The 19,833-nt window shown below is 45.5% G+C and carries 17 protein-coding genes; 2 read left to right on the top strand and 15 right to left on the bottom strand.

Going from position 1 to position 19,833, the window contains the following annotated elements:
• Positions 1-37 precede the first annotated feature (37 nt).
• The 15 genes from AC1DM9_RS04070 to AC1DM9_RS04000 all read right to left on the bottom strand — a co-directional run bounded on the left by AC1DM9_RS04070 (position 38) and on the right by AC1DM9_RS04000 (position 16,853).
• Positions 38-1,801, bottom strand: coding sequence for an ABC transporter ATP-binding protein (locus AC1DM9_RS04070; protein ID WP_441910326.1), 1,764 nt, complete (start codon positions 1,799-1,801; stop codon positions 38-40).
• Positions 1,802-1,895: 94 nt separating this feature from the next.
• A complete protein-coding gene (locus AC1DM9_RS04065; protein WP_339204315.1) occupies positions 1,896-2,330 on the bottom strand; it encodes a MarR family winged helix-turn-helix transcriptional regulator in 435 nt (144 codons plus the stop codon).
• A gap of 174 nt (positions 2,331-2,504) precedes the next feature.
• Positions 2,505-3,581, bottom strand: coding sequence for a hypothetical protein (locus tag AC1DM9_RS04060; RefSeq protein ID WP_477578661.1), 1,077 nt, complete (start codon positions 3,579-3,581; stop codon positions 2,505-2,507).
• Positions 3,541-5,199, bottom strand: a complete 1,659-nt coding sequence (locus AC1DM9_RS04055) for a glycoside hydrolase family 3 protein (RefSeq protein WP_477578660.1) — start codon at positions 5,197-5,199, stop codon at positions 3,541-3,543. The genes AC1DM9_RS04060 and AC1DM9_RS04055 overlap by 41 nt, the downstream gene beginning before the upstream one ends.
• A 19-nt stretch (positions 5,200-5,218) precedes the next feature.
• Entirely contained in the window at positions 5,219-6,244 is a 1,026-nt protein-coding gene (locus AC1DM9_RS04050; protein ID WP_477578658.1) for a zinc-dependent alcohol dehydrogenase, read from the bottom strand.
• Between the two features lie 75 nt (positions 6,245-6,319).
• A complete protein-coding gene (locus AC1DM9_RS04045; RefSeq protein WP_477550136.1) occupies positions 6,320-7,123 on the bottom strand; it encodes an ABC transporter permease in 804 nt (267 codons plus the stop codon).
• 12 nt (positions 7,124-7,135) lie between these two features.
• On the bottom strand, positions 7,136-7,945 hold the full coding sequence (locus AC1DM9_RS04040) for an ABC transporter permease (RefSeq protein WP_477550135.1): 810 nt from the start codon (positions 7,943-7,945) through the stop codon (positions 7,136-7,138).
• Complete coding sequence (locus tag AC1DM9_RS04035; protein WP_477550134.1) at positions 7,942-8,925, bottom strand: ABC transporter ATP-binding protein; 984 nt, start codon at positions 8,923-8,925, stop codon at positions 7,942-7,944. Before AC1DM9_RS04035 ends, AC1DM9_RS04040 begins: the two co-directional genes overlap by 4 nt.
• A gap of 16 nt (positions 8,926-8,941) precedes the next feature.
• Complete coding sequence (locus AC1DM9_RS04030) at positions 8,942-10,117, bottom strand: radical SAM protein (protein WP_477550133.1); 1,176 nt, start codon at positions 10,115-10,117, stop codon at positions 8,942-8,944.
• On the bottom strand, positions 10,089-11,195 hold the full coding sequence (locus tag AC1DM9_RS04025) for a hypothetical protein (RefSeq protein WP_477550132.1): 1,107 nt from the start codon (positions 11,193-11,195) through the stop codon (positions 10,089-10,091). Before AC1DM9_RS04025 ends, AC1DM9_RS04030 begins: the two co-directional genes overlap by 29 nt.
• 22 nt (positions 11,196-11,217) lie before the next feature.
• Complete coding sequence (locus tag AC1DM9_RS04020) at positions 11,218-12,693, bottom strand: hypothetical protein (protein ID WP_477578656.1); 1,476 nt, start codon at positions 12,691-12,693, stop codon at positions 11,218-11,220.
• Positions 12,680-12,955: an acyl carrier protein gene (locus AC1DM9_RS04015; protein WP_339204325.1), complete on the bottom strand. Its 276-nt coding sequence runs from the start codon at positions 12,953-12,955 to the stop codon at positions 12,680-12,682. The genes AC1DM9_RS04020 and AC1DM9_RS04015 overlap by 14 nt, the downstream gene beginning before the upstream one ends.
• A gap of 442 nt (positions 12,956-13,397) precedes the next feature.
• Entirely contained in the window at positions 13,398-14,750 is a 1,353-nt protein-coding gene (locus AC1DM9_RS04010) for a lytic polysaccharide monooxygenase (protein WP_477578894.1), read from the bottom strand.
• Positions 14,751-15,292: 542 nt separating this feature from the next.
• On the bottom strand, positions 15,293-16,096 hold the full coding sequence (locus AC1DM9_RS04005; protein ID WP_477578654.1) for a carbonic anhydrase: 804 nt from the start codon (positions 16,094-16,096) through the stop codon (positions 15,293-15,295).
• A gap of 235 nt (positions 16,097-16,331) precedes the next feature.
• On the bottom strand, positions 16,332-16,853 hold the full coding sequence (locus tag AC1DM9_RS04000; protein WP_441880327.1) for a GNAT family N-acetyltransferase: 522 nt from the start codon (positions 16,851-16,853) through the stop codon (positions 16,332-16,334).
• 257 nt (positions 16,854-17,110) lie between these two features.
• On the opposite strand from AC1DM9_RS04000, the gene AC1DM9_RS03995 reads away from it, so the two are divergent.
• Entirely contained in the window at positions 17,111-18,613 is a 1,503-nt protein-coding gene (locus AC1DM9_RS03995) for a spore germination protein (RefSeq protein ID WP_477578651.1), read from the top strand.
• A complete protein-coding gene (locus AC1DM9_RS03990; protein WP_441880323.1) occupies positions 18,610-19,830 on the top strand; it encodes a Ger(x)C family spore germination protein in 1,221 nt (406 codons plus the stop codon). Before AC1DM9_RS03995 ends, AC1DM9_RS03990 begins: the two co-directional genes overlap by 4 nt.
• The last annotated feature ends 3 nt before the right edge of the window (positions 19,831-19,833 follow it).

The following is a 19,833-nucleotide window of genomic DNA, read 5'->3' as shown; positions in this document are numbered from 1 at the left end:
TTTGAAATCGATGTTTTGCTTGGTAGCGACCTGTTGTTTAGCCAATTTCAAGCTCCTCCTTCGATAACTGAGAGTTCGCGATCTGACGATATACCTCGCAGGTTTGAAGCAGCTCTTGATGCGTGCCTCTTCCTACAATTTTGCCTTCGTCTAGAACGAGTATGAGATCGGCTTCCTTAATCGTTCCGATTCGCTGCCCCACAATTAGGTTGGTAGCTCCAGCTGTTTCTTGATTCAACATGGAACGCAGCTGGCGGTCGGTTTTGTAATCAAGTGCAGAGAAGGAGTCGTCAAAAATATAAATGTCAGGCTTACGGTAGATAGCCCTAGCGATGGATAACCGCTGCTTCTGTCCGCCGGACAAATTCGAGCCGCCTTGCGAGATAGTGCCCTCATACCCGCCTTCCAGCTTCTCGACAAACTCTTGTCCCTTAGCGATCGCTACCGCTTTCTTCACATCGTCCGCCGAGCCAGCCACATGCCCATTATCACCATAAGCAACGTTGGACGTTACTGTTCCGCTGAACAATACAGCTTTCTGAGGAACATAACCAAGCTTGTTATGCAGATCTTTCAGTGAGTAATCCTTCACATTCATTCCCGCAACAAGCACTTCGCCGTCCGTCACATCGTAAAACCTTGGAATTAAGTTCATCATTGTACTCTTGCCGCTACCCGTGGAGCCGATAAACGCAACCGTCTCTCCCCTGCGTGCAACGAAGCTGATATCCCTAAGTACATATTCATCCGAATCCGCATACTTGAAGCTGACATTCCGGAATTCAATCTCTCCTGCTTTCGCAGCATTAGTCGATTTCGAACTGCCATCCTTGATGCTTGGTTCTGTATTTAATACTTCCATGACACGCTTGGCAGCAACCGACGCCCGCGGCAGCATGAAGAAAACCATCGACAGCATCATAAAGGCCATGACGATCTGCATGGCATAGGACGAGAAAATGACCATGTCGCTAAACAAGCCTAATCTAGCTGCTGTATCCGCTCCATTAATCAGATACGCACCGATCCAATAAATCGCCAAGCTTAATCCGCTCATGATTAGACTCATGACCGGCATCATTAATGCCATTAATCGGCTCGTGAATAGATTCGCATCGGTTAACTCCCGATTTGCGTACTCGAACTTCGCTTCTTGGCTCGGTCCAGCATTATAAGCACGAATGACTCGCAGACCTTGAAGCCCTTCTCTCGTTACTCGGTTCAGTTGATCCGTTAGTCCTTGAATCATTCTGAACTTCGGCATGGCGAACAAAATAACGATCGCGATCATGAGAAGAAGCAGTGCAACCGAAATACCGGACGAGAGTGTCCATTGCCAGCTCTTGCTTGAGATTTTCACAATTGCCCAGCCTGCCAAAATAGGCGCTTTAATCATGACCTGCAGCCCCATCGCCACAATCGTTTGTACTTGCGTAATATCGTTCGTGGAACGCGTAATGAGGCTTGCTGTTGAAAATTGATTCATCTCGGCCATGGAGAATGATTCAACCTTGTCGAACAGCAGGCTTCTAAGCCTCTTAGCGAGTGATGCAGCGCTCTTCGCAACCAAATAAACAACGATGAAGGACGCAATTAAGCTTCCAATGGCACACAGCATCATATAGGCGCCTGGCTCCCATACCTCGTTTAAGGAGCTGCCTTCCGTCTGCACCAGCTTTGTGATTTCTGCCAAATAATCGGGAAGCTTGAGATCGAGCCATACCTGGAACACGATAAATGCAGTACTGATGACGATAAACCAAACATTTTTGGGATTGAAATACTTCAAAATCTTAAGCATTTATCAAACGCTCCTTCTCCATGTTGTTAGCCATAGAACTGTAAGCCTACTAACTATATTACAATAATAAAAGCCGCTCTAACAACTTCGACGACTACTCCAAATTCTTTTTGATTTTATCTAGCACATTAAAAAAAGTATCCATCTCCTCTTGCGATAGACCTTTCTTAATTTCACGCTCCAATTCAACGTATTTTAAAATTATGGCTTCATGGTATTCAATAGCTTTTGGCGTAAGAATAATCCTCTTTAGTCTTGCATCATAAGGAACAGACTCTCTCGTTATAAGATTATTTTTCTCCATCAACTGCAAAATCTTACTCGCGGTCGAACGCCGAATCGTGAACTGGCTCTCGAAATCGCGTTGAAAAATCTCCTTGTGCTGGTTCTCAACAAAGTACCTTAGCACCCATCCATGCATGCCAGTCAATTGATCGCCATATTTTTGACTCATAAACCCGCTAACCTGTCTATGCAGCATATTTCTTAGCGTTCTAAGTTCGAGCGCAACTGATCGATCTCTGTTCATTTTCGCCCCCCTTTACCTATCATCTCCAGCTCTTTCCTCATTTTATCATAATTATTGTTAGTCAACTAACATTAATTATACATTAGAAGCTTTTAACTACAATGAACATCAAAGAGGAGCAGTCCTCGCGGCAGCTCCCTCCTACTAGCTCATCTCTTATAACATTTTAGACAGCTATCTACTTTCTACATAAATCTTATCCGATTTCGATGGTTCTTCTAGAAGTTTAATTAATTTAAGCAAAAGAACAGGCTCTTCTTCTCGGAATTGGTCAAAGCGGAGCTTCAACCGTTTAAATACTTCCTTATCTTCGCGAATAACATGGCGAATGTATTGATCTCTTAGCTTCATCGCCCGTCTTGTTATATCCTTGTAGCCTTCCACAAGCTCTTCGTCATAAGGGATTACCCCCTCTTCTACAAGATATCCGATTCGCTCGCTCATCATTTTTTTATGCTCCCAGAGAACGTGAAGATGTCTCGCATCGTTGCGGTCACCCAGCCTAGAATCGTTTTGCTCTACAGCATCAAAGTACATTTGCAGATAGTCATATACCTTGATTCCGAAAGCTTCCTCGTCTGGATTGTAATTAATTCGGTTTAAATGAGTCTCGCCATTAACATAATCGAGCAGTTGGTCGATCGCGGCCGTTTTATCAAAAGGATAAGCAGAATGCGGTGCGTATTTGTAAAAATACGTATGATGATCAGACGTGAGTTTCTCTTTCAAAAGCTTTCGCATAGAACCTGCAGCATTCTGAAACTCATGGAATGGGATCTTCACATTACGGTACACCCCCGTATGATCGAACATGGAAGCATCGAACATATTTTCCTCCCAGTCAAAACCGTACAGAAAAAGATGATGAGGGAACGGCTCTTTCTGATAAGAAGCTGCCGGTGACAGCTTGGCTTCATCCACAAACACAATGCAGTAATAGCCGCTGCGGATCTGATCCGCGAAAAATTTCGGCCAGTCATCCAATGCCAAATTATCTAGAATCGTATAATTCACAGAGCATGTTAGAAGAAACGGATTATTGAAATTCAGCTCGTTTGGCTTGCCCCGAAAAAAATCGATAAAATATTGCCTGCCGTCCTCCAGAAATTTTGTGGTGCAGGATAACTGGATAAAGTTGCTGTAATACCAAGGAATTGTTTCTTCGTGGACGCTGGTGATTGAAAGGGTGTAGGCCCATCGTAAAAATCCTTTAAGTGGCGGATTCAACACGGGAAGCTGTACCGCGTTCATATGATTCGCCTCCTTCTAATGAGTATTCGGGAATCGTAACCGGTAAAGTTCCTTCAGGCTTAAGCCTGCCTAGTAAAACGCTAGAAAGGGCCTGCAATGTTAGCGGATGATGCTCATAACAGGCTAGGAAACCTTTAGCTTCTGGAAATGCCGCGAGATCAACGGGGTTGCGAAGGGAGATCGGAATGACTTTGTTCCCTCCTGCCAGAAGCTTACGAACCAAAACGGTCTGCCCGTGATTAGAAGCCGTATGGAATATTCCCACGATGATCTGCCCATATCCTTCTGCTCCGGAGACCAAGTCCGCAATCTCATCCGTACTCGGACTAGTCCCATACAATCGCTCCGTGAACTTTGCCTTCATTAAAGGATATAGAAAGCTGCCGAGGGTATCATCGTATATCGGTTCATCCTCAGACTTGCAAGCAGCCGCCATCTGCGGCCAAAGCACAAGCGTGTCGACTTCGGAAGACAACTGGCAAAAATTCGGTTCACGGTTCACCGAGGTAATGCTTTTCTTGCGAAGCAGCTTAATCGTCCGAAGTGTTTGCGAATGATCGAGATAGGTCCGCGTTTCTTCCCAGCTGCGCTCTCGCAGCTCTCCGATACGGAGCTCCTTCAGGAGAAGAATGCGCTCCACGGAAGCATCAATCCGATCTTCAGGCAGACGCCCATCTGCTACCGCATGTTCCAGTGCAGCTGCCGCCTCCAGCTGGCTTTCGTACGTATGGCTGACGAGAAGAAGATCTGCCCCAGCAAGTACGGCTCTTACGACTGCCTCTCCGACGCCAATGCCTTGCGTTACAGCGTTCATTTCCATGCAATCCGTCACGATAAGCCCCTTGAAATCCAGCTCTTCCCGTAGCAGACCCGTCAATACTTCATGAGAATGTGTGGCTGGAACAGACAAACCGCTGCTTAGCAATGGAATCCCGACATGGGCAGTCATTACGGCTTCAGCCCCTGCCCGCGCACATCGCCGAAACGGTACAAGCTCGACAGACCGCAGTCGCTCAAGAGAATGCCTCACGACTGGCAGCTCTGCGTGCGAATCTACTTCTGTGTCGCCATGCCCAGGAAAATGCTTAATAACAGAGACGATGCCTCCATCCTGAAAACCAAGCATTGCGGCGATTCCGAGCTCAGCGACAAGTTCAGCTTCGTCGCCGTATGCCCGGACATCAATAATCGGATTTCGCGGATTGACGTTAATATCGACCACCGGCGCGAAATTCATATTGATGCCTAGCAACTTCAGCTCCTTTGCCGTTCCCTTTGCAGCTTCATAGAGCAGCAAAGGATCACGTGCCGCTCCCAAAGCCATTGCCGCTGGCAGCTGTGAAATTCCCTGTCTTAACCGGACGACCATGCCACCTTCCTGATCTGTTCCGATCCATAGCGGTATGCCTGTTGCACCCGCAGCCATTTGTTGGAGTTTCTTCGTTAAAGCATATGCCTGCTCAGGGTTGTCCAAATTACGGGAAAAGAACACGACTCCCCCGATGAAATGGTTTTGCAAGAGGTCGCCAATATTCGCATCCGGCGTAAGTCCCTCGAAGCCTACCATAAGCATCTGCCCAATTTTCTCTTTCATCGTAAGCTGGTTACAAGCTCTCATCTGTCTTCCTCCTCTGACGTTACAATTGCGTCCAATCGAATAAAACGCCTAACAAATCAGGCTTACTCCCGGAGAGCCGGGAATAAACCGATACAGCTTCGAGCGGGCTTGCTTCTTCCGTTATGAGACTTGCGACGTCCAATTTCCCTCGACGGATAGATTCGAATATGAACATGTTCATATCCTCCTCCGTCCAGCCTTTAAAACCTTCCATCATTCGGCCGTGAATGCCTAAAATGCTGACCGAATTGAAAACGACTTTGGGACCGATCGTCTGTTTTGAAGGCTCTGTCGAGTCACCTAGCAGAATGACTTTTCCGAGGTCCCGTGTCAGCTGTGTGCAGTAGGGCAGTACCGCATAAGAACCCGTCACATCATATATCGTGTCCAGCATTTTGCCATCAGTAAGTTGTTCTACCGCTCCGAATGCTTCGGCTACCGTAAGATTCAGCAGATCGGTCGCACCGCTTCTAAGGGCTTGGTTCAGGCGGGTGCTTTCCGGAGCAATCGCAATAATCTGCCTTGCACCACTGGAATTCAGATACTGAATGACAAGCTGGCCGATAAGACCAAGTCCAACAACTCCCACTCTTTCACCAAAGGCGGGTTCTGCGCGCAGAATCCCTAGAAGAGCAACCTTCGCGATCTGTGTAAAAACCGCCTCTTCGTCACGGATTGAATCTGGTATAATTGCCGCTTCCTTATAGTCTGCGAGGAAATATTGCCGGTGACCAGCCGGGCAGATGACCCGATCGCCGGGCTTTATTCCCTCCACTCCAATGCCTGTCTCCAGCACTTGCGCCGCCATCGAGTAACCGGGATAGAATGGATACCGAACCCAAGATGACCAGACCGTTCCTTCATCGAAACGCCCCTTTAGACAAGCCAGCTCCGTTCCTGTACTTATTAGTGATTTTTTGGCTGCACATAAAATTTGTCCTCGTCCTGGCTTCGGCACCTGTTCCTCTATAAGCTCAATTCGATCTGGCTCCTGAAAAACGCAATTTATCGAGGTGCGGCCTTGCGTTGTCGCCATGTCCGGCATGCAATGACACTTCCTTTTCTAGGCATGGGATATAGATGCTGATATTTGTAATTTCCTTATGATCGCAAAACCATCTTAACTGCTCGCGCTGCTATATCCCTTTACAGCCTGATTCCAAAGCAGCCGTACAGCTGCGAAGAGCAGAAGGGAACCGATCAGCGCCATTCCTGCATATAACCAGCTGAGCTGTCCAAGCAGGAACATAGGTCCGAAATTAGTAATAAGAAACAGCGGAATAACGAAGGTCCCGATTCTGCGGACCCAAGCAGGATAAATAGCCATAGGGAAATTGTTGGCATCCCAGACGGAATGGGCGATATCCGACATAGCCCCCGTCTGGACGAACCAGAATGAAAGCAGCGCTGGGATAATCATTAGGCAGTACGTGATGACAACCGAGACCAGCAGCATTAAAGCAAATCCTGCAAGTTGAAGGAACGACAACGGAATATCCATCGCATGCCAGCCGATTCCGACCATAGTGAAACCGACCAAAATATCGGGAATTGGCAGCGCCAGATCGACGTATCGCAAAGATGCCATGAACTGCAGGGAAACGGGCTTCGTAATCATCAAATCAAGCGAGCCGTCTTTAATATACTCAGGAATTTTCATGAAATTTGTAAAAAACAACCCGACATAAATTCCCGTAACGACGGTATGCATGCCTATAAATAGAAGCAACCCTTCAGGAGGTATGCCTTCTACATGTAGATCAGTGCGGAACACGACGAGCACATACAAAAGTTTGGCAAGCAGATAGACAGATTCGACAAGTAGGCTCATCACAAAATTGCCCCGAAACTCCATCTGAGCAATGAGACAATTTTTGATAAACATACCGTACAGGCGCAAGTGTTTTCTCGCAATTTTAAACATATGGAACGTCTGCTACCCCCCGACCGCCGAATATTTCTTTATGGATACGCGCCACGTCAGACGGGAAATGAGCAAGAAGAGCAATATCCATCCAGCCTGAATAAACAGCCCCTGATACATAGCCATCGTCCCTGTTTTACCGCTCAGAACATTCACCGGAAAATAAATGGTATACGGAAAAGGAGTATATTGAAGCGCCTTTACAACCTTTTCCCCGAAAATTTCCAAAGGGAACATGCCACCGCTCAAAATATTGACTAGCAAACTTGTAATCACAAAAAAGTATGAGATTTCATGCAAATAAAACGCGCTGGCGCAAATGCAGTAGGCGATCAAAAAGTTGAGCAGAAGCGCACCCCACAGCGTCACAGCGAACAAGATTATACGTACGACCTGAATATCCAGTACTTCCCTAGCGGCTGAAATCCAGATCATACAAATAAGCAAAAGTGCAGTAATAACGTAATAAATCGCCTTTTGACCGATAAAAGACATCAGCCGGTACCCGAAGTAGCTGACTGGCTTAATCAAATATTTGTTAAGGCCGCCATTCTTAATATCGCCGGCAATCTCGTGCTCAAACTGGGTAGCAATCAGCTTGGACACCAGCCCTGCCAAGACCGTATACAAAATAATTTGACCATACGAATACGAGAACAACGCCGCCTTGCCGGAATGTTCGTACACCGCCGTCCAAATAAAATATTGAACGAGAATCGGAAAAGCAGCCCCAAGAAGACCAAGAAAGAAGTGAAATCGGTATTCCATCGAATGCTGGACGCCCACCCTAAAAACGGCCATGTACAATCTGCGTCTGTTCATCCTACGGCTTCCTTGCGATAGAGCATGGAAATGCTCTCCTCGATCGGTACGTCTTCTATCGTCCAGTCGATGATTGGAAACGAATCGAGCACGGCGCGCGACACTTCCTTCAAGCGATGCTTGGGCAGCTCTAAAACAACGTTGTATTCGTCTACGCTTACAATTTTCCCGAATTTGGCCAGCCGCTGCTCGGCAACAGGTTCGGAGAAGTGCAGCCTTATAATTTTCTGCTCGCCAAACAGATCGTTGATCTTGTGTAGATCCCCATCGTACAGAAGACTTCCTTCATTAATAATGATCGTCCGCTTGCAGAGGTCCTCCACATCCTTCATGTAGTGGCTTGTAAGCAAAATTGTCGCACCAAACTGCTCATTGTAGTATTTCAGAAACGCTCTAACCTTCTTCTGGGAGGGGAAATCAAGCCCGATCGTCGGTTCATCGAGATAAAGCAGCCTAGGGCGGTGGATAAGCGCGGCGATCAGCTCCATTTTCATCCTTTCGCCCAGCGACAGCCTGCGCACCTGCACGTTCAGAAGATCCTGCACATCTAGCATTTCCGATAGCTCAGCAAGACTCCGGTGGTAGAGATCATCCTCGACGTCATAAATGCATTTGTTCAAATAAATCGATTCGCTAGCTGGAAGATCCCACCAAAGCTGATTTTTCTGCCCCATCACAATGGAAAAAAGCCGTTTGAACTCATTCTTCCGCTCCCATGGCACATAGCCAAACACATCGGCTTCTCCGCCTGTCGGATAGAGAATGCCAGACAGCATTTTGAGCGTTGTTGTTTTACCCGCCCCGTTAGGTCCGAGAAATCCGACGCATTCACCGGGGCCTATGTCAAAAGAAAGAGATTTGACCGCTTCCTTCACCAGCGACTTGCGAGCAAATAAATTTTTCAGCGAATTTTTAAGCCCCGCAGCTTTCCGATAGTACACGAACGATTTGTGCAGCTCCCGCACACGGATATAGTCCATCCCCGTTCCTCCTGGCTTAAACTCCATTGTTGTACAGTAGCACACACTTGGAGCATATCGGCATTAAACCGCAGGCAACAATTTCGCGCTGTTTCCGAAGATCTTCACCGTGAAAAACATCGGCTACGCTTTCCTCGTACAAATTGCCAACACTGAATTCCGGGAAAAATTTGCACGGATTCACTTTGCCGTCCGGCATCACATCCATCCGATTCGAGATCGAAAAGCACTTCGTACGATTCATAGCCGGTTTCTCGCTGCCCCGGATAAATCCTTCCACCTCTTCGGGCTCCAGCGCAGGCTGATAACGGACACGCACATTCCAAATTCGGGAATTCACGCGTTTAAGCTCTTCGAGCAAAATATCAAAATTGTCTGGCGAGATGTGAAACGTGAAGGAGTGCCAACTGTTCTTGTGATCGTCTGCAAAGCGGGAGGCAAGGTGCGGGAAATGAGCATCGAAGTAGGTGTCCATTCTATCCGCCGTATCAGAAGGGATATACCAGGGGAAGCAGAAATAGACAGAATCTACGCCCATCTCTTCAAAAAATTCCATAAAGCTGTAAAGCTTGCCGACCATCTGGTCGTTAACAGTCAAGGCTACAGAAACCTTGCCTTTATATATACCCTGCTTTTTCAGATCTAGCAGCAGCTGAATCGCATGGATTACTTTTTTAAACGTGCCTTTACCTCGGATCGCGTCATTTTCCTTCTCGAAGCCTTCAAGGCTGACCAGCATGACCAGATTTTCTGACATTTTCAGTATGGAATCCAGCTTCTGCTCAATGAGAATCGCATTCGTGCAAATCGTCGTGTAACGCTCTTCTTTGGATAGCAGCTCTGCCAGCTCATCGAATTTGGAATAAAATAACGGTTCGCCGCCCCACAGGAAAACACGTGATTTGCGTGCTCTTGTTTCAGCCAAAATCTTCTCCACGACGGGAATATCGATTTCATCTTTCTTCACTTCTTTGGCAAAACCGTGATGGAAGCCATCCGGATTCCACTCAAAGCAGTGTGTGCAGCGTAGGTTGCAGCCATTATTAAGCTTGATTCCTATCTCATAAGGCACGGGTGCTGCATAAGTTGGATCATCTCTGCGCTTCCTTCCGGTTTCCGCCAGCGGAACCAGCGTTCTTTTCATATTACGAAACGTGATTTGATCAAACGTAACTGCTGTTTTCGGCTGCATAGGTGATCCTCCCGAAATGGTTAATTTTTGACCGCTGCTCTAATAATCGTGTGCAAGTCTCCTCGAGCAAATGCTCCGAAAAACGTTGGTTTTTCCACTCCGTAAAGCGGATTCCGAATCCACAAGATTCCCAATAGGTTGAATTATGAAGCTCATGGTCGCCGAACGGCTCCAACATGACAAAAGGGATTCCAAGCGACAACGAGTCGTTTAGAGTCGCTCCCCCTGGCTTACTGATGATCGCCCAGCAATTGCGCATCAGCTCGGTGTAAGCAGAGTAATCCTTGAGGGGATACTCCCTGAGAATTCCGTTTTCACGGATATACTGAATCATAGGCGGGAAAGAATGTCTCTCTTGTTTGTCTTTGCTCCATGGGTCCCAGGAGACCTCCGTCCCAAAATATCGCGTGGTCCCGTCGTCCTCCTCCACCTCTAAAGGATCGTAAACAATGACATCCAGACGGTGTCCGAGCATTCGAAGTTCGGAGATCGTCTTGGCATAGGTGCCAATTCCCCAGCCACCGCCATGGATCAGAATGCGTCCGGCGCGCTGCCAGAAAGGCAAAGGCTCCGCTTCATCTGAAGCAATGTAACTACCCGGAGACATTTTTTGAAGCTCGTAAAACCAGATGTTCTTATAGACGGGGTACAACTGCTTATGTACCTTAAACGACGGGGTATCCCACGCATCCAGTCGGATCAGCCGGATGTCCAATTGCTTGTTAGAATCTGCCTTGTAACGCTCCAGTATAGGCAGCCAGAAACCCGTAAACACCGCAAAACGGGTGACATCGGCCTGTTTCCAAGCGTTCAGTAGTATTTGAACTTCTACCTCGTCCAAGGAATTGTCAACGGGTTTGGCCAGCTTATGCCCCATAAGAGCAACGGCGAAATCCGCATGAAATGCTTTTTTGGTGGATCTGATCTTGCTTCGCACTTTTTCGTCATACAAGCTCTCCAGAACGTAAATATCCGTTTCGACTCCTATGCTTTGCAGGTACGTATGCAGATGCAGAGCCGGAATGTACGCGCCGAGCGAATTACCCGACGCCAGCAAAATAACTGAAGATGAATTCATGCTCAGCTCCCGCGTTCCAAATTTAGTTGTACACTTTAACGGATAAGTCGGCGAGCACCTGTCGCAAGCTGTTAATCAGTTCGCTGCGGTGTTCATCATCTCGGCCTACGACCGTGATATATAGCCGTCCCTTCGGCATGCCTCGTTTGTTTTGCGTTCCCTCCGCCATTCGGCGGCGAGTCAGAATCTCGTTTATCATTACGGTATTGGATGATAGAGGAACAACCCCGTACCCTGAGGGGGTTGTCAACAGAAGTTCAGATGCACGCAGTGCGTGCAGTAGAGTGCCAAACTCGAAGCCTTCCGGTAATCCGAGGGATAAAAACGTAAGCCAGCCGCTATGTCCGTACGTTTCCCAACATTTATCGAGATATGCGTTAATAAGTCCCATCGACTTGCGGGCGTTAATCTCTACAATCGATACGACTTTTCCGTCCTCCAATATCATGGAGTCAAAGCAGACAAAGCCGTGGTAGCCGTCTCCCGCCAGCAGCCGGAGCGCTTTCTCCATCACGTTGAAATAGCCAGCGTTCTCCAACATGCTGATAAAAACTTGATCCGCTTTGATAGACCCGCTGTAGTTTTGCTGGTGATTAATCATCCGCTGAACTGAAATGAACTCCGCCTCGCCACTCTCCTTGATGAACCAGTGAGAGCTGAAGTCGGTCTTTTTCTTTAGCAGCGGCTCAAGCAGGAATTGAGAGCGCAAACCTCTTTCCTCCTGTTTATGCAAGTGATCCGTTATTCTTCGCTGCATGGATTCGCTGTCAATGAGCATATTGCCTTTGCCAGCTACGCCGAAAGGATCTTTCAATAAATAGTGCCCCTGCTTCAATAGAGCACTTCCGACTGTCTCTATTTCTACTGCGCTGTTCGCCTCCATGCCGTAACACTTCTCGCCTATTCTAACCAAGAGTCTGTTGGAGTACAGCTTAGAATTAACACGTACAACCGTCTCTAGATCTGGCAAGGAACCGCTAGGTTCGGCGGCGTATAGGTACGCTTCCGTATCCGATGTTATGGCGTACGGGGACACTATTTTGGCAGCACGGGAGAACCTCTCTTCACCCTGTGATTTCATCTGCTGCAAAACCACACCCTCAGGGAAACTGGAACCGGTCGTCTGAAGCACTTTGTTTGCCGGTTTGGTGAACCTTGCTTGATCGGCCGCAAGCCTGAACATGCAAGATTTAAATAAGTCCGGTTCGGGCAAGGGATCCTTCTCATCATTCAAATCATAGTGATAACGAGTTCCAAACGAAAAACCTAGCCCATTTAGATACTCATGCAGTGCTGGGTTGATTTTGCAACGGCTGTAGAGGATATCATTAGGCCCGCAAAACGGAAAGAGCAGCTCATCCATGCACAGGACAATGGACTCACTATCCTTGTCCGGCATAGCAGGCAGCCGGGCCAAATCAGGATCTCTCCACCTCGTTTCGGGGTCGAAGGTACCCATAACCATTTTCGCAATCACGTCGGCTTTACGACTTTGCATCTTCGTACAATGGCTGGCCTTGCGGCTGGCAGCTTTTCACAAACTGAATAAAAGCTCCGATCGACTGGAGATGCTCATAATCGAATTCGTCATAGTCAATGGCCACATTCAACTGATCCTCGACTTGGAGCATAAACTGGATCATTTGCAAAGAATCAAGGCCAATATCATTGTTCAGATTCGTTTCAGGGGAGAGGGAATGGCGGAGTTCCGGCTGGTCTTCTTTGATCATGCACAAAATATCAGCGATTTTATCGAACATTACTACACTCCTTTAAAGGTCTAATGTATGAGGAGCATCCGAATCCTCACTTTCACAAATTCCAACCAAATAAAAACAAATTCTTGTTTATCCCTCCAATTCCTATAAATTACAATTATTATCATACTCTAGCAAGAATCTGTCAACGAAAATAGAGTAGATCATTTACACTATTTTTCAATATAATTTCGTGAACACCCTTTGAATAGGTAGCAAGAATCATCTCATTTTGAACCTCGGCATTGGGATACGACAAATTCATACATCAATATTGATTGATTCTATTCAAAACTGACCACTTATTTAGGACTTTTTAACCTAAAATTCAAAAAACTAATCTAATCATTATTTTGTTGCAGCTAGTTTTAGTTTTTTGTACTATTTTCATCTAAAACAAAAAAGCCCCCCGGAGCTCCCATTCAACTCCGAGGGCTTAATTAGTTTATGGCTGCAGCTGCCACAACGCGGGAACGTTGCTAGGCTCCCAGCCTGCTAACGAAGTGTGCGGTTGGAGACATTTATACGTCGCACCATTGTAAGAGACTAGAGCATTCGCTGCATATGCCGTGTTAGCAGCCCATGGTGTAGCGCTTGGCCCTTGAGCCGTCGTAGCGGTGACTGCATTGCTGTTGCCGGATTCGTTTTGAGATGGATCAATAGCACGAACCGTGAACGTATAAGAAGTATTAGGAGAAAGACCCGTAACGAGCTTCTCGGTAGCTGTGCCCGTTACTGTTGCAACAACATTTGAACCGACATAAATGCGGTAACCAGCGATGCCAGAAGCATCCGTTGAGGCGTTCCACATCAGCGTAAGTGAGTTTGAGCCAGCCGCTCCCATGACATGAAGCCCAGACGGGTTAGTTGGCGGAGTCGTGTCGTTCGGGATCTGAACCGTAGTTATTTGTACGCTATTGCTGGCTGGAGATCGATTACCGGAGGAATCAAACGCTTTGACGGTTAAGTTATAGGTGGTTCCGGCAATCAAATTCGTCAGGTTGACATTTAATTGATTTCCCGGAACGGTAGCTATTGGCGAGGTGTTAGAGCCAGAATAAATCTCATAACCTGAGACACCATTATTGTCCGTTGAAGCTCCCCATGATAGTGAAGCTGTTGTTGTACCGACTGTACCTGCTGTAAGGTTCGTTGGAGTAGTTGGGGCAACGTTGTCTGAAGCGCCAAACTGAACATCAATTACGTTATACCAAGCGTTTGGTGTATCATAAATATCCCATACGGCAAGGATGATTTGATAACCAGTTCTCTCTGGTACACTACAGGTRTGGGACAACGTTGCAGGAGGCTGTTGACCGTTCCCCTGTACCGTACAGAACGGAGTCAGATCAAGCTGTGCACGTGAAAGTGGAGCATTCGGATTCCAATCTTGCTTGGTAATAAAATAGCGATAACTTGTCGTCGCATGACGCGCTGTGAACTTCCAAGTAAATGTATTGGTACCGCTGCTAATATTGACCTTATTCCAGCGAGTAGCTGTTTGTTGGTCAAGATTTGCGAAGGCAGCAAGTCCGGCACTGGCGATTTTACCATCTGCAGGTCCAGCTGCTGGAAAACCTTTTAATCCTTCAAGGCTTTGCGGCTCATAAATAATTGCACCACAGTTCGTATTCAGTCCATTTTTACATTGTATCGCCCGACTTGCAGGATTATCGATATAACCATGAGCTGAAACAGGCTTAACGAAAGCAATCATACTGGTTAATAGGAGCAGCAGACCGAGACAAGCTACCAACACACGCTTTTTCAAACTCGAACTCCTATGAATCTGATTCATCATCACATTACCTCCTAGGTTTTTGGTCTGGTTTTGAATCCATCCATTTCCTAACAGCATGCGGATATCAGTATCATTTCCCCCCTCTCATCATAGCTGCGACGTCTATAAAGATAGGTTCACTTTTAATCAACCAACTCCTTTAAAATCCGAATTTATATAAACTCCTAAGAGCTTATACACGCATTAAAAAATGAGTAGTGAAAGCAAAATGGGTATGGTTTGGGTTCATGGGAAGGTGTGAGGTTGGTAAAAAGCCAAAACTTTCCGGATGTTTGTACCGAAGTGTGGTGGAGATGAATGGCCCTAAAATCGGATTGTAGCTGAGGAATGTTCTATGAATCAATCATAATGTAAACGTTATTATTTTGCACTGCTATTTTAGAACTAATATTTTTTACGCTCAAAATAGGTCTTGCACCCAACCCCAACGACCTAAGCTTATGACACAAGGATGCATTTATTACCATTTTTTGTGTTTAAAGACCTAAATTTGTTTTCGTCATTGCAGCGTATTAGGATACTTACATGGTTCTCCTATGTTAAAATGCTTTTACTTCTATTTCAGCAATGGTACGTTTATTTTGGGGTTGAACAGGACGATGATTATCAGGGAATATGGCTTGAAATGCTTTTATTTGAGCTTTCGACATTTCGATAGGCTTCTCTAGAACAGTCCAATTCACGCCCTCGGAACAAGGCGGAGTCGTCAGTGATCCTTGGTAGCGATAAGCGTCCAGATCACTAGGAAGAAGCTTGCTGAGATCAATTTTGTTTTTCAAAATAAAATCAGCAGCTGTCTTTGTTTTGGGCAGCTTGGCCCAAATTTCAGTCAAGGCCGGGTTTCCTTTACCCTCCTTAATAAGTACGCCTAGCACAGCTAGATTTCCAGTCTTGCTCTTATGTACAAAGTGAAGCTCCAAGGGGGATGCTTTTCCGTCTATTAAATGCTCACTCGGTGTATGGAAATGGAATTGAGCCAATGTGTACTTAGTATCGCCTATTGTCAACTGATTGGCAGCTGATGATGTATTGGCTTGAATGGTATGTCCGCTATTGCCAAAGGTAAAGGTGGTTGGTTTGTAATGGACGGTCACCTTCGTTTTGTTGCCACTTTTATTTGCTTCGTCGCTGTGTATATCGATTGGTGATTGCTCCACTCCAGCACTGCAAGCAGCATATTCCGCATTAAGATGGGCCCAGTGCTCTGGTCCAGTGCTGCCATCATAGCTCCAATGCGGTGCTTCGCTCTCGGATTTTGATGCTGGTGCTGCATAAGCGACAGTTGAAGCTAGTAGAACTAGCATAGCTGCGCTTGTGAGAAATTTAGTCAAACGTGTGCTCATAAATTAATTCATCTCCTTAATAAGTTATGATTGAATAATACAAAAAGCGGTACGCTGCTTCGAACACCTCCTACAGTATAGTACCAACAACTTGGCTAACTGTAAATAATTAGAAATATTTTGCGCATATTGAATATTTTGAACATAAAACTCATATTTTCATCATGATGATTACTGGCAAACATAAATAATGGAGCAACTGCCGCAGCAGTTGCTCCACTCTCCCGTTTATCATCTACTTTTCAAAAAACTCTTTAGCATATTCTACAACCCCATGGACATCTGAAAGTCCAGCATCTATAAGCTCCAATGCCATAAAGTTATCGTCAGAAACCTCGAATGGTGCTTCGATACCATATTGACTGGCTTTTTTATAACCATACTTCGGATAATACTTATCATGACCCAAAACAATGGAACCTTTATAACCAAGCCGTGCAGCGATTTTGTGGCCTTCTATTATCAGCTGTTTCCCTATGCTCTTGCTTTGCATTTCTGGCAATACAGCAACAGGTGCAAGAGCAATCAGCGTCTGATTGCCTACTTTTATTTCTGTAAAAAGAATATGACCCACGATCTTGTCCTCGTATTCAGCTACAAGAGATAACTCCGGAATATAGTTCGCTGAAAGCCTAAGCCTGTTCACCAAGTTATGCTCATCATGATCTGAATAGTCAGCATTTTCAAATGCTTTTTGTACGACATGGTAGATTTCGTTAACGTCTTCATTGTTTTCTTGTCTAATTATAATATTCATTGGTTCAACCCTCTTTTAGTAGATTATGCCCCCACCATAGCGGCAAAGTTAATATGAATTTCGCTTTGACCTTCTCATTATCACTAAAGCTAGTCATAGAATCAAATGTTTGAACTGTGCCGTCATTCATTTTAGCAGTTACTGCAATTATAAACTCCAATGTCGTGATGTTGCCACAACAAATATGTATCTATATGGAAAATGAGGATATCCTAACTAAACCATACCATATTAACCATCAGATCAGAGGTACTCAGATGATTAATCCAACAGACAACATTGATGACCAGCCGTTGCAAACAGATTTAAACACTAATTTAAAAATGCTGCAGGATAATCTCGGTCATAGCCCTGACCTGGTTTCACGCCATTTCCAAGTGAATTTAGCAAATAATATGCCTATCCATGGAGCTATTGTATATATTGATGGGTTATCAAGCTCAAGCTCTATGCTTCAATCCGTCTATATGGGAAACCATGAGAGCAATCAGTATTCTACCCCTACAGAATTGATGGACTACTATAGAGATCGTGTCATTCCTGAAGGTGCCGTATTTAATCTGACTTTATTTAATGAAGTATTTGAAATGCTGCTTGCTGGAAACAGCATCCTTCTTCTAGATAATTGTGYGCAAGCTCTTTCTGTTGACACAAAAGATTTGAAAGCACGCGCGGTGGAAGAACCTAATGTTCAATCTGTGGTGCGCGGTCCCCGTGAAGGTTTTACTGAAGTGTTGAGTTGGAACACCGCTATGATTCGCAGAAAAATCAACAGTCGGCACCTATGGTTTGAGACCTATAAAATAGGAAGTGTCACTCAGACTGACGTTTCGATCATTTTTATCGAAAATCTTGTTTCGGATAGTGTGCTTGAAATGGTTAGAGAACGATTGCAGAAAATCGATATCGACGGCATTCTTGAAAGCAACTATATAGAAGAACATATTCAAGATAAGAAATATTCACCTTTTCCAACCATATTTAATTCGGAGAGACCTGATGTGGTTGCTGCTGGTTTGCTGGAGGGAAGAGTCGCGATTATGGTGGATGGAACTCCATTTGCACTGCTCGTTCCTGCACTGTTTACGCAGTTTTTTCAATCAAGCGAGGATTATTACGAACGGACGGATTTCAGCACACTGATTCGTTTGCTCCGCTTTTTGTGTTTTCTTATAGCTACCATTACACCCTCTTTCTATATTGCGATTACAACGTTTCACCAAGAGCTGCTTCCAACGACATTGCTCTATAACCTAGCCAGCCAGCGAGAAGGCGTTCCTTTCCCAGCCTTTATAGAAGCGCTGGTCATGGAGATTACCTTTGAGATTCTCCGTGAGGCCAGTGTACGAATGCCAAAAACGATTGGACAATCGATCTCCATCGTAGGAACACTGGTTGTCGGACAAGCCGCTGTAGAAGCTGGCCTCGTCAGCGCTGCCATGGTGATTGTGGTTTCCATAACGGCCATTTCGAATTTCGTACTCCCTGCTTTTAATCTAGGCATTGCGGCTCGGATTATCCGGTTTTTGCTGATGATCATGGCAGCATCCTTTGGATTGTACGGCGTATTTATCTGTATCATTGGGATCATTTTTCATCTATGCAGCCTCACGTCATTTGGCGTTCCTTATATGGCGCCGCTAGCTCCCTTCAACCGAACAGATCAGAAAGATACTCTTTTTCGTATGCCATTGCGCTCCATGATTACACGCCCCAAAAGCCTTAAACCAAAAAATCTAATGAGGCAGAAAAAATCATGATACGTTCTACTTCATTTTTCAGGCTGGCGCTCGTCGTCATCGTTCTTCTAATCTCCGCCATTCTCATGACTGCTTGCTGGAGCAGACATGAGTTAAACGAGCTTAGCATCGTGGTAGGGCTTGCTATCGATAAGAAAGGCGATAAATACAATGTAACCGTACAGATTGTTAATCCAGGCCAGGTAAGCAATAAACAAGCAGGATCAAACCACTACAGTCCAGTAGTCGCCTATGAAGCAATAGGCGTTTCAATACCGGATGCCCTCAGCAGAATGACAGTTAAAGCAGCACGACAGCTCTATTACCCACACCTGCGGATATTGATTATAGGTGAGGAAGTGGCACGCAGCGGAATCAGCAAGCCGCTTGATTTTATCGCAAGAAACCGTGAGATGAGAACAGATTTTTATCTCATTGTAGCTAAAAAAACAACAGCTAGTGAAATTTTAAACATGTACAGCCCTATAGATCCGATTCCTGCGAATAACTTGTACACCAAGCTGGAGACCTCTGACCGAATATGGGCTGCAACCGGAAAAATCACATTGGACAAGCTGATTCAAGATTTATCCCAGCAAGGAAAAGGTGCGACTTTAACCGCTATCGAAATCGAAGGCAATCCTTCAAAAGGCGATAAAATAACTGATGCTGTAAATGTTGAACCAAAGGTCATCCTCAAATACACCGGTATGGCCGCTTTCAAACGGGATCGTATGGTAGGCTGGCTGAATGAAAACGACACAAAGGCGCTCAATTATATTCAAAATAATATTGTCAAAACAACTGGCACGATTGCATGTCCGGAAAGCAAAGGGAACGTAAGTCTTCAAGTCGTCCACTCTCATACGGATATACGCGTAAATACGAAAAATGAAACTCCTGCATTCGAAGTCATTTTAAAAACGGAGCAGGATATAACAGACATTAGCTGCGAGCTTGATATCACTCAGCCGGAAACGTTAGCCAAATTAAACAAGCTGGCCGATAAGACACTGGAAGATATACTGAGCCGCACGATTCACAAATTTCAAAAGCAAGTTAAAGCAGATATATTTGGATTTGGTTCAGCACTTCATCGTTCCAACCCGAAAATGTGGCATGGCATTAACGATTGGGATAAAATATTCGAAAATGTGAATATCACCGTTCAATCTCAGTGCACTATTCGGCGAATTGGGACTACGGTACAGTCTATTAGAAGCACAATTAAAAAATAGGTG

It is taken from the genome of Paenibacillus sp. 01T431 (assembly GCF_056398625.1).
The sequence above is the reverse complement of the archived record's forward strand: the minus strand, read 5'-3'. Positions and strand labels throughout refer to the sequence as shown.

Coding starts and splice junctions, on each gene's coding strand:
- AC1DM9_RS04070 (WP_441910326.1), bottom strand. CDS start 1,801: ATGCTTAAGATTTTGAAGTATTTCAATCCCAAAAATGTTTGGTTTATC.
- AC1DM9_RS04065 (WP_339204315.1), bottom strand. CDS start 2,330: ATGAACAGAGATCGATCAGTTGCGCTCGAACTTAGAACGCTAAGAAAT.
- AC1DM9_RS04060 (WP_477578661.1), bottom strand. CDS start 3,581: ATGAACGCGGTACAGCTTCCCGTGTTGAATCCGCCACTTAAAGGATTT.
- AC1DM9_RS04055 (WP_477578660.1), bottom strand. CDS start 5,199: ATGAGAGCTTGTAACCAGCTTACGATGAAAGAGAAAATTGGGCAGATG.
- AC1DM9_RS04050 (WP_477578658.1), bottom strand. CDS start 6,244: ATGCCGGACATGGCGACAACGCAAGGCCGCACCTCGATAAATTGCGTT.
- AC1DM9_RS04045 (WP_477550136.1), bottom strand. CDS start 7,123: ATGTTTAAAATTGCGAGAAAACACTTGCGCCTGTACGGTATGTTTATC.
- AC1DM9_RS04040 (WP_477550135.1), bottom strand. CDS start 7,945: ATGAACAGACGCAGATTGTACATGGCCGTTTTTAGGGTGGGCGTCCAG.
- AC1DM9_RS04035 (WP_477550134.1), bottom strand. CDS start 8,925: ATGGACTATATCCGTGTGCGGGAGCTGCACAAATCGTTCGTGTACTAT.
- AC1DM9_RS04030 (WP_477550133.1), bottom strand. CDS start 10,117: ATGCAGCCGAAAACAGCAGTTACGTTTGATCAAATCACGTTTCGTAAT.
- AC1DM9_RS04025 (WP_477550132.1), bottom strand. CDS start 11,195: ATGAATTCATCTTCAGTTATTTTGCTGGCGTCGGGTAATTCGCTCGGC.
- AC1DM9_RS04020 (WP_477578656.1), bottom strand. CDS start 12,693: ATGCAAAGTCGTAAAGCCGACGTGATTGCGAAAATGGTTATGGGTACC.
- AC1DM9_RS04015 (WP_339204325.1), bottom strand. CDS start 12,955: ATGTTCGATAAAATCGCTGATATTTTGTGCATGATCAAAGAAGACCAG.
- AC1DM9_RS04005 (WP_477578654.1), bottom strand. CDS start 16,096: ATGAGCACACGTTTGACTAAATTTCTCACAAGCGCAGCTATGCTAGTT.
- AC1DM9_RS04000 (WP_441880327.1), bottom strand. CDS start 16,853: ATGAATATTATAATTAGACAAGAAAACAATGAAGACGTTAACGAAATC.
- AC1DM9_RS03990 (WP_441880323.1), top strand. CDS start 18,610: ATGATACGTTCTACTTCATTTTTCAGGCTGGCGCTCGTCGTCATCGTT.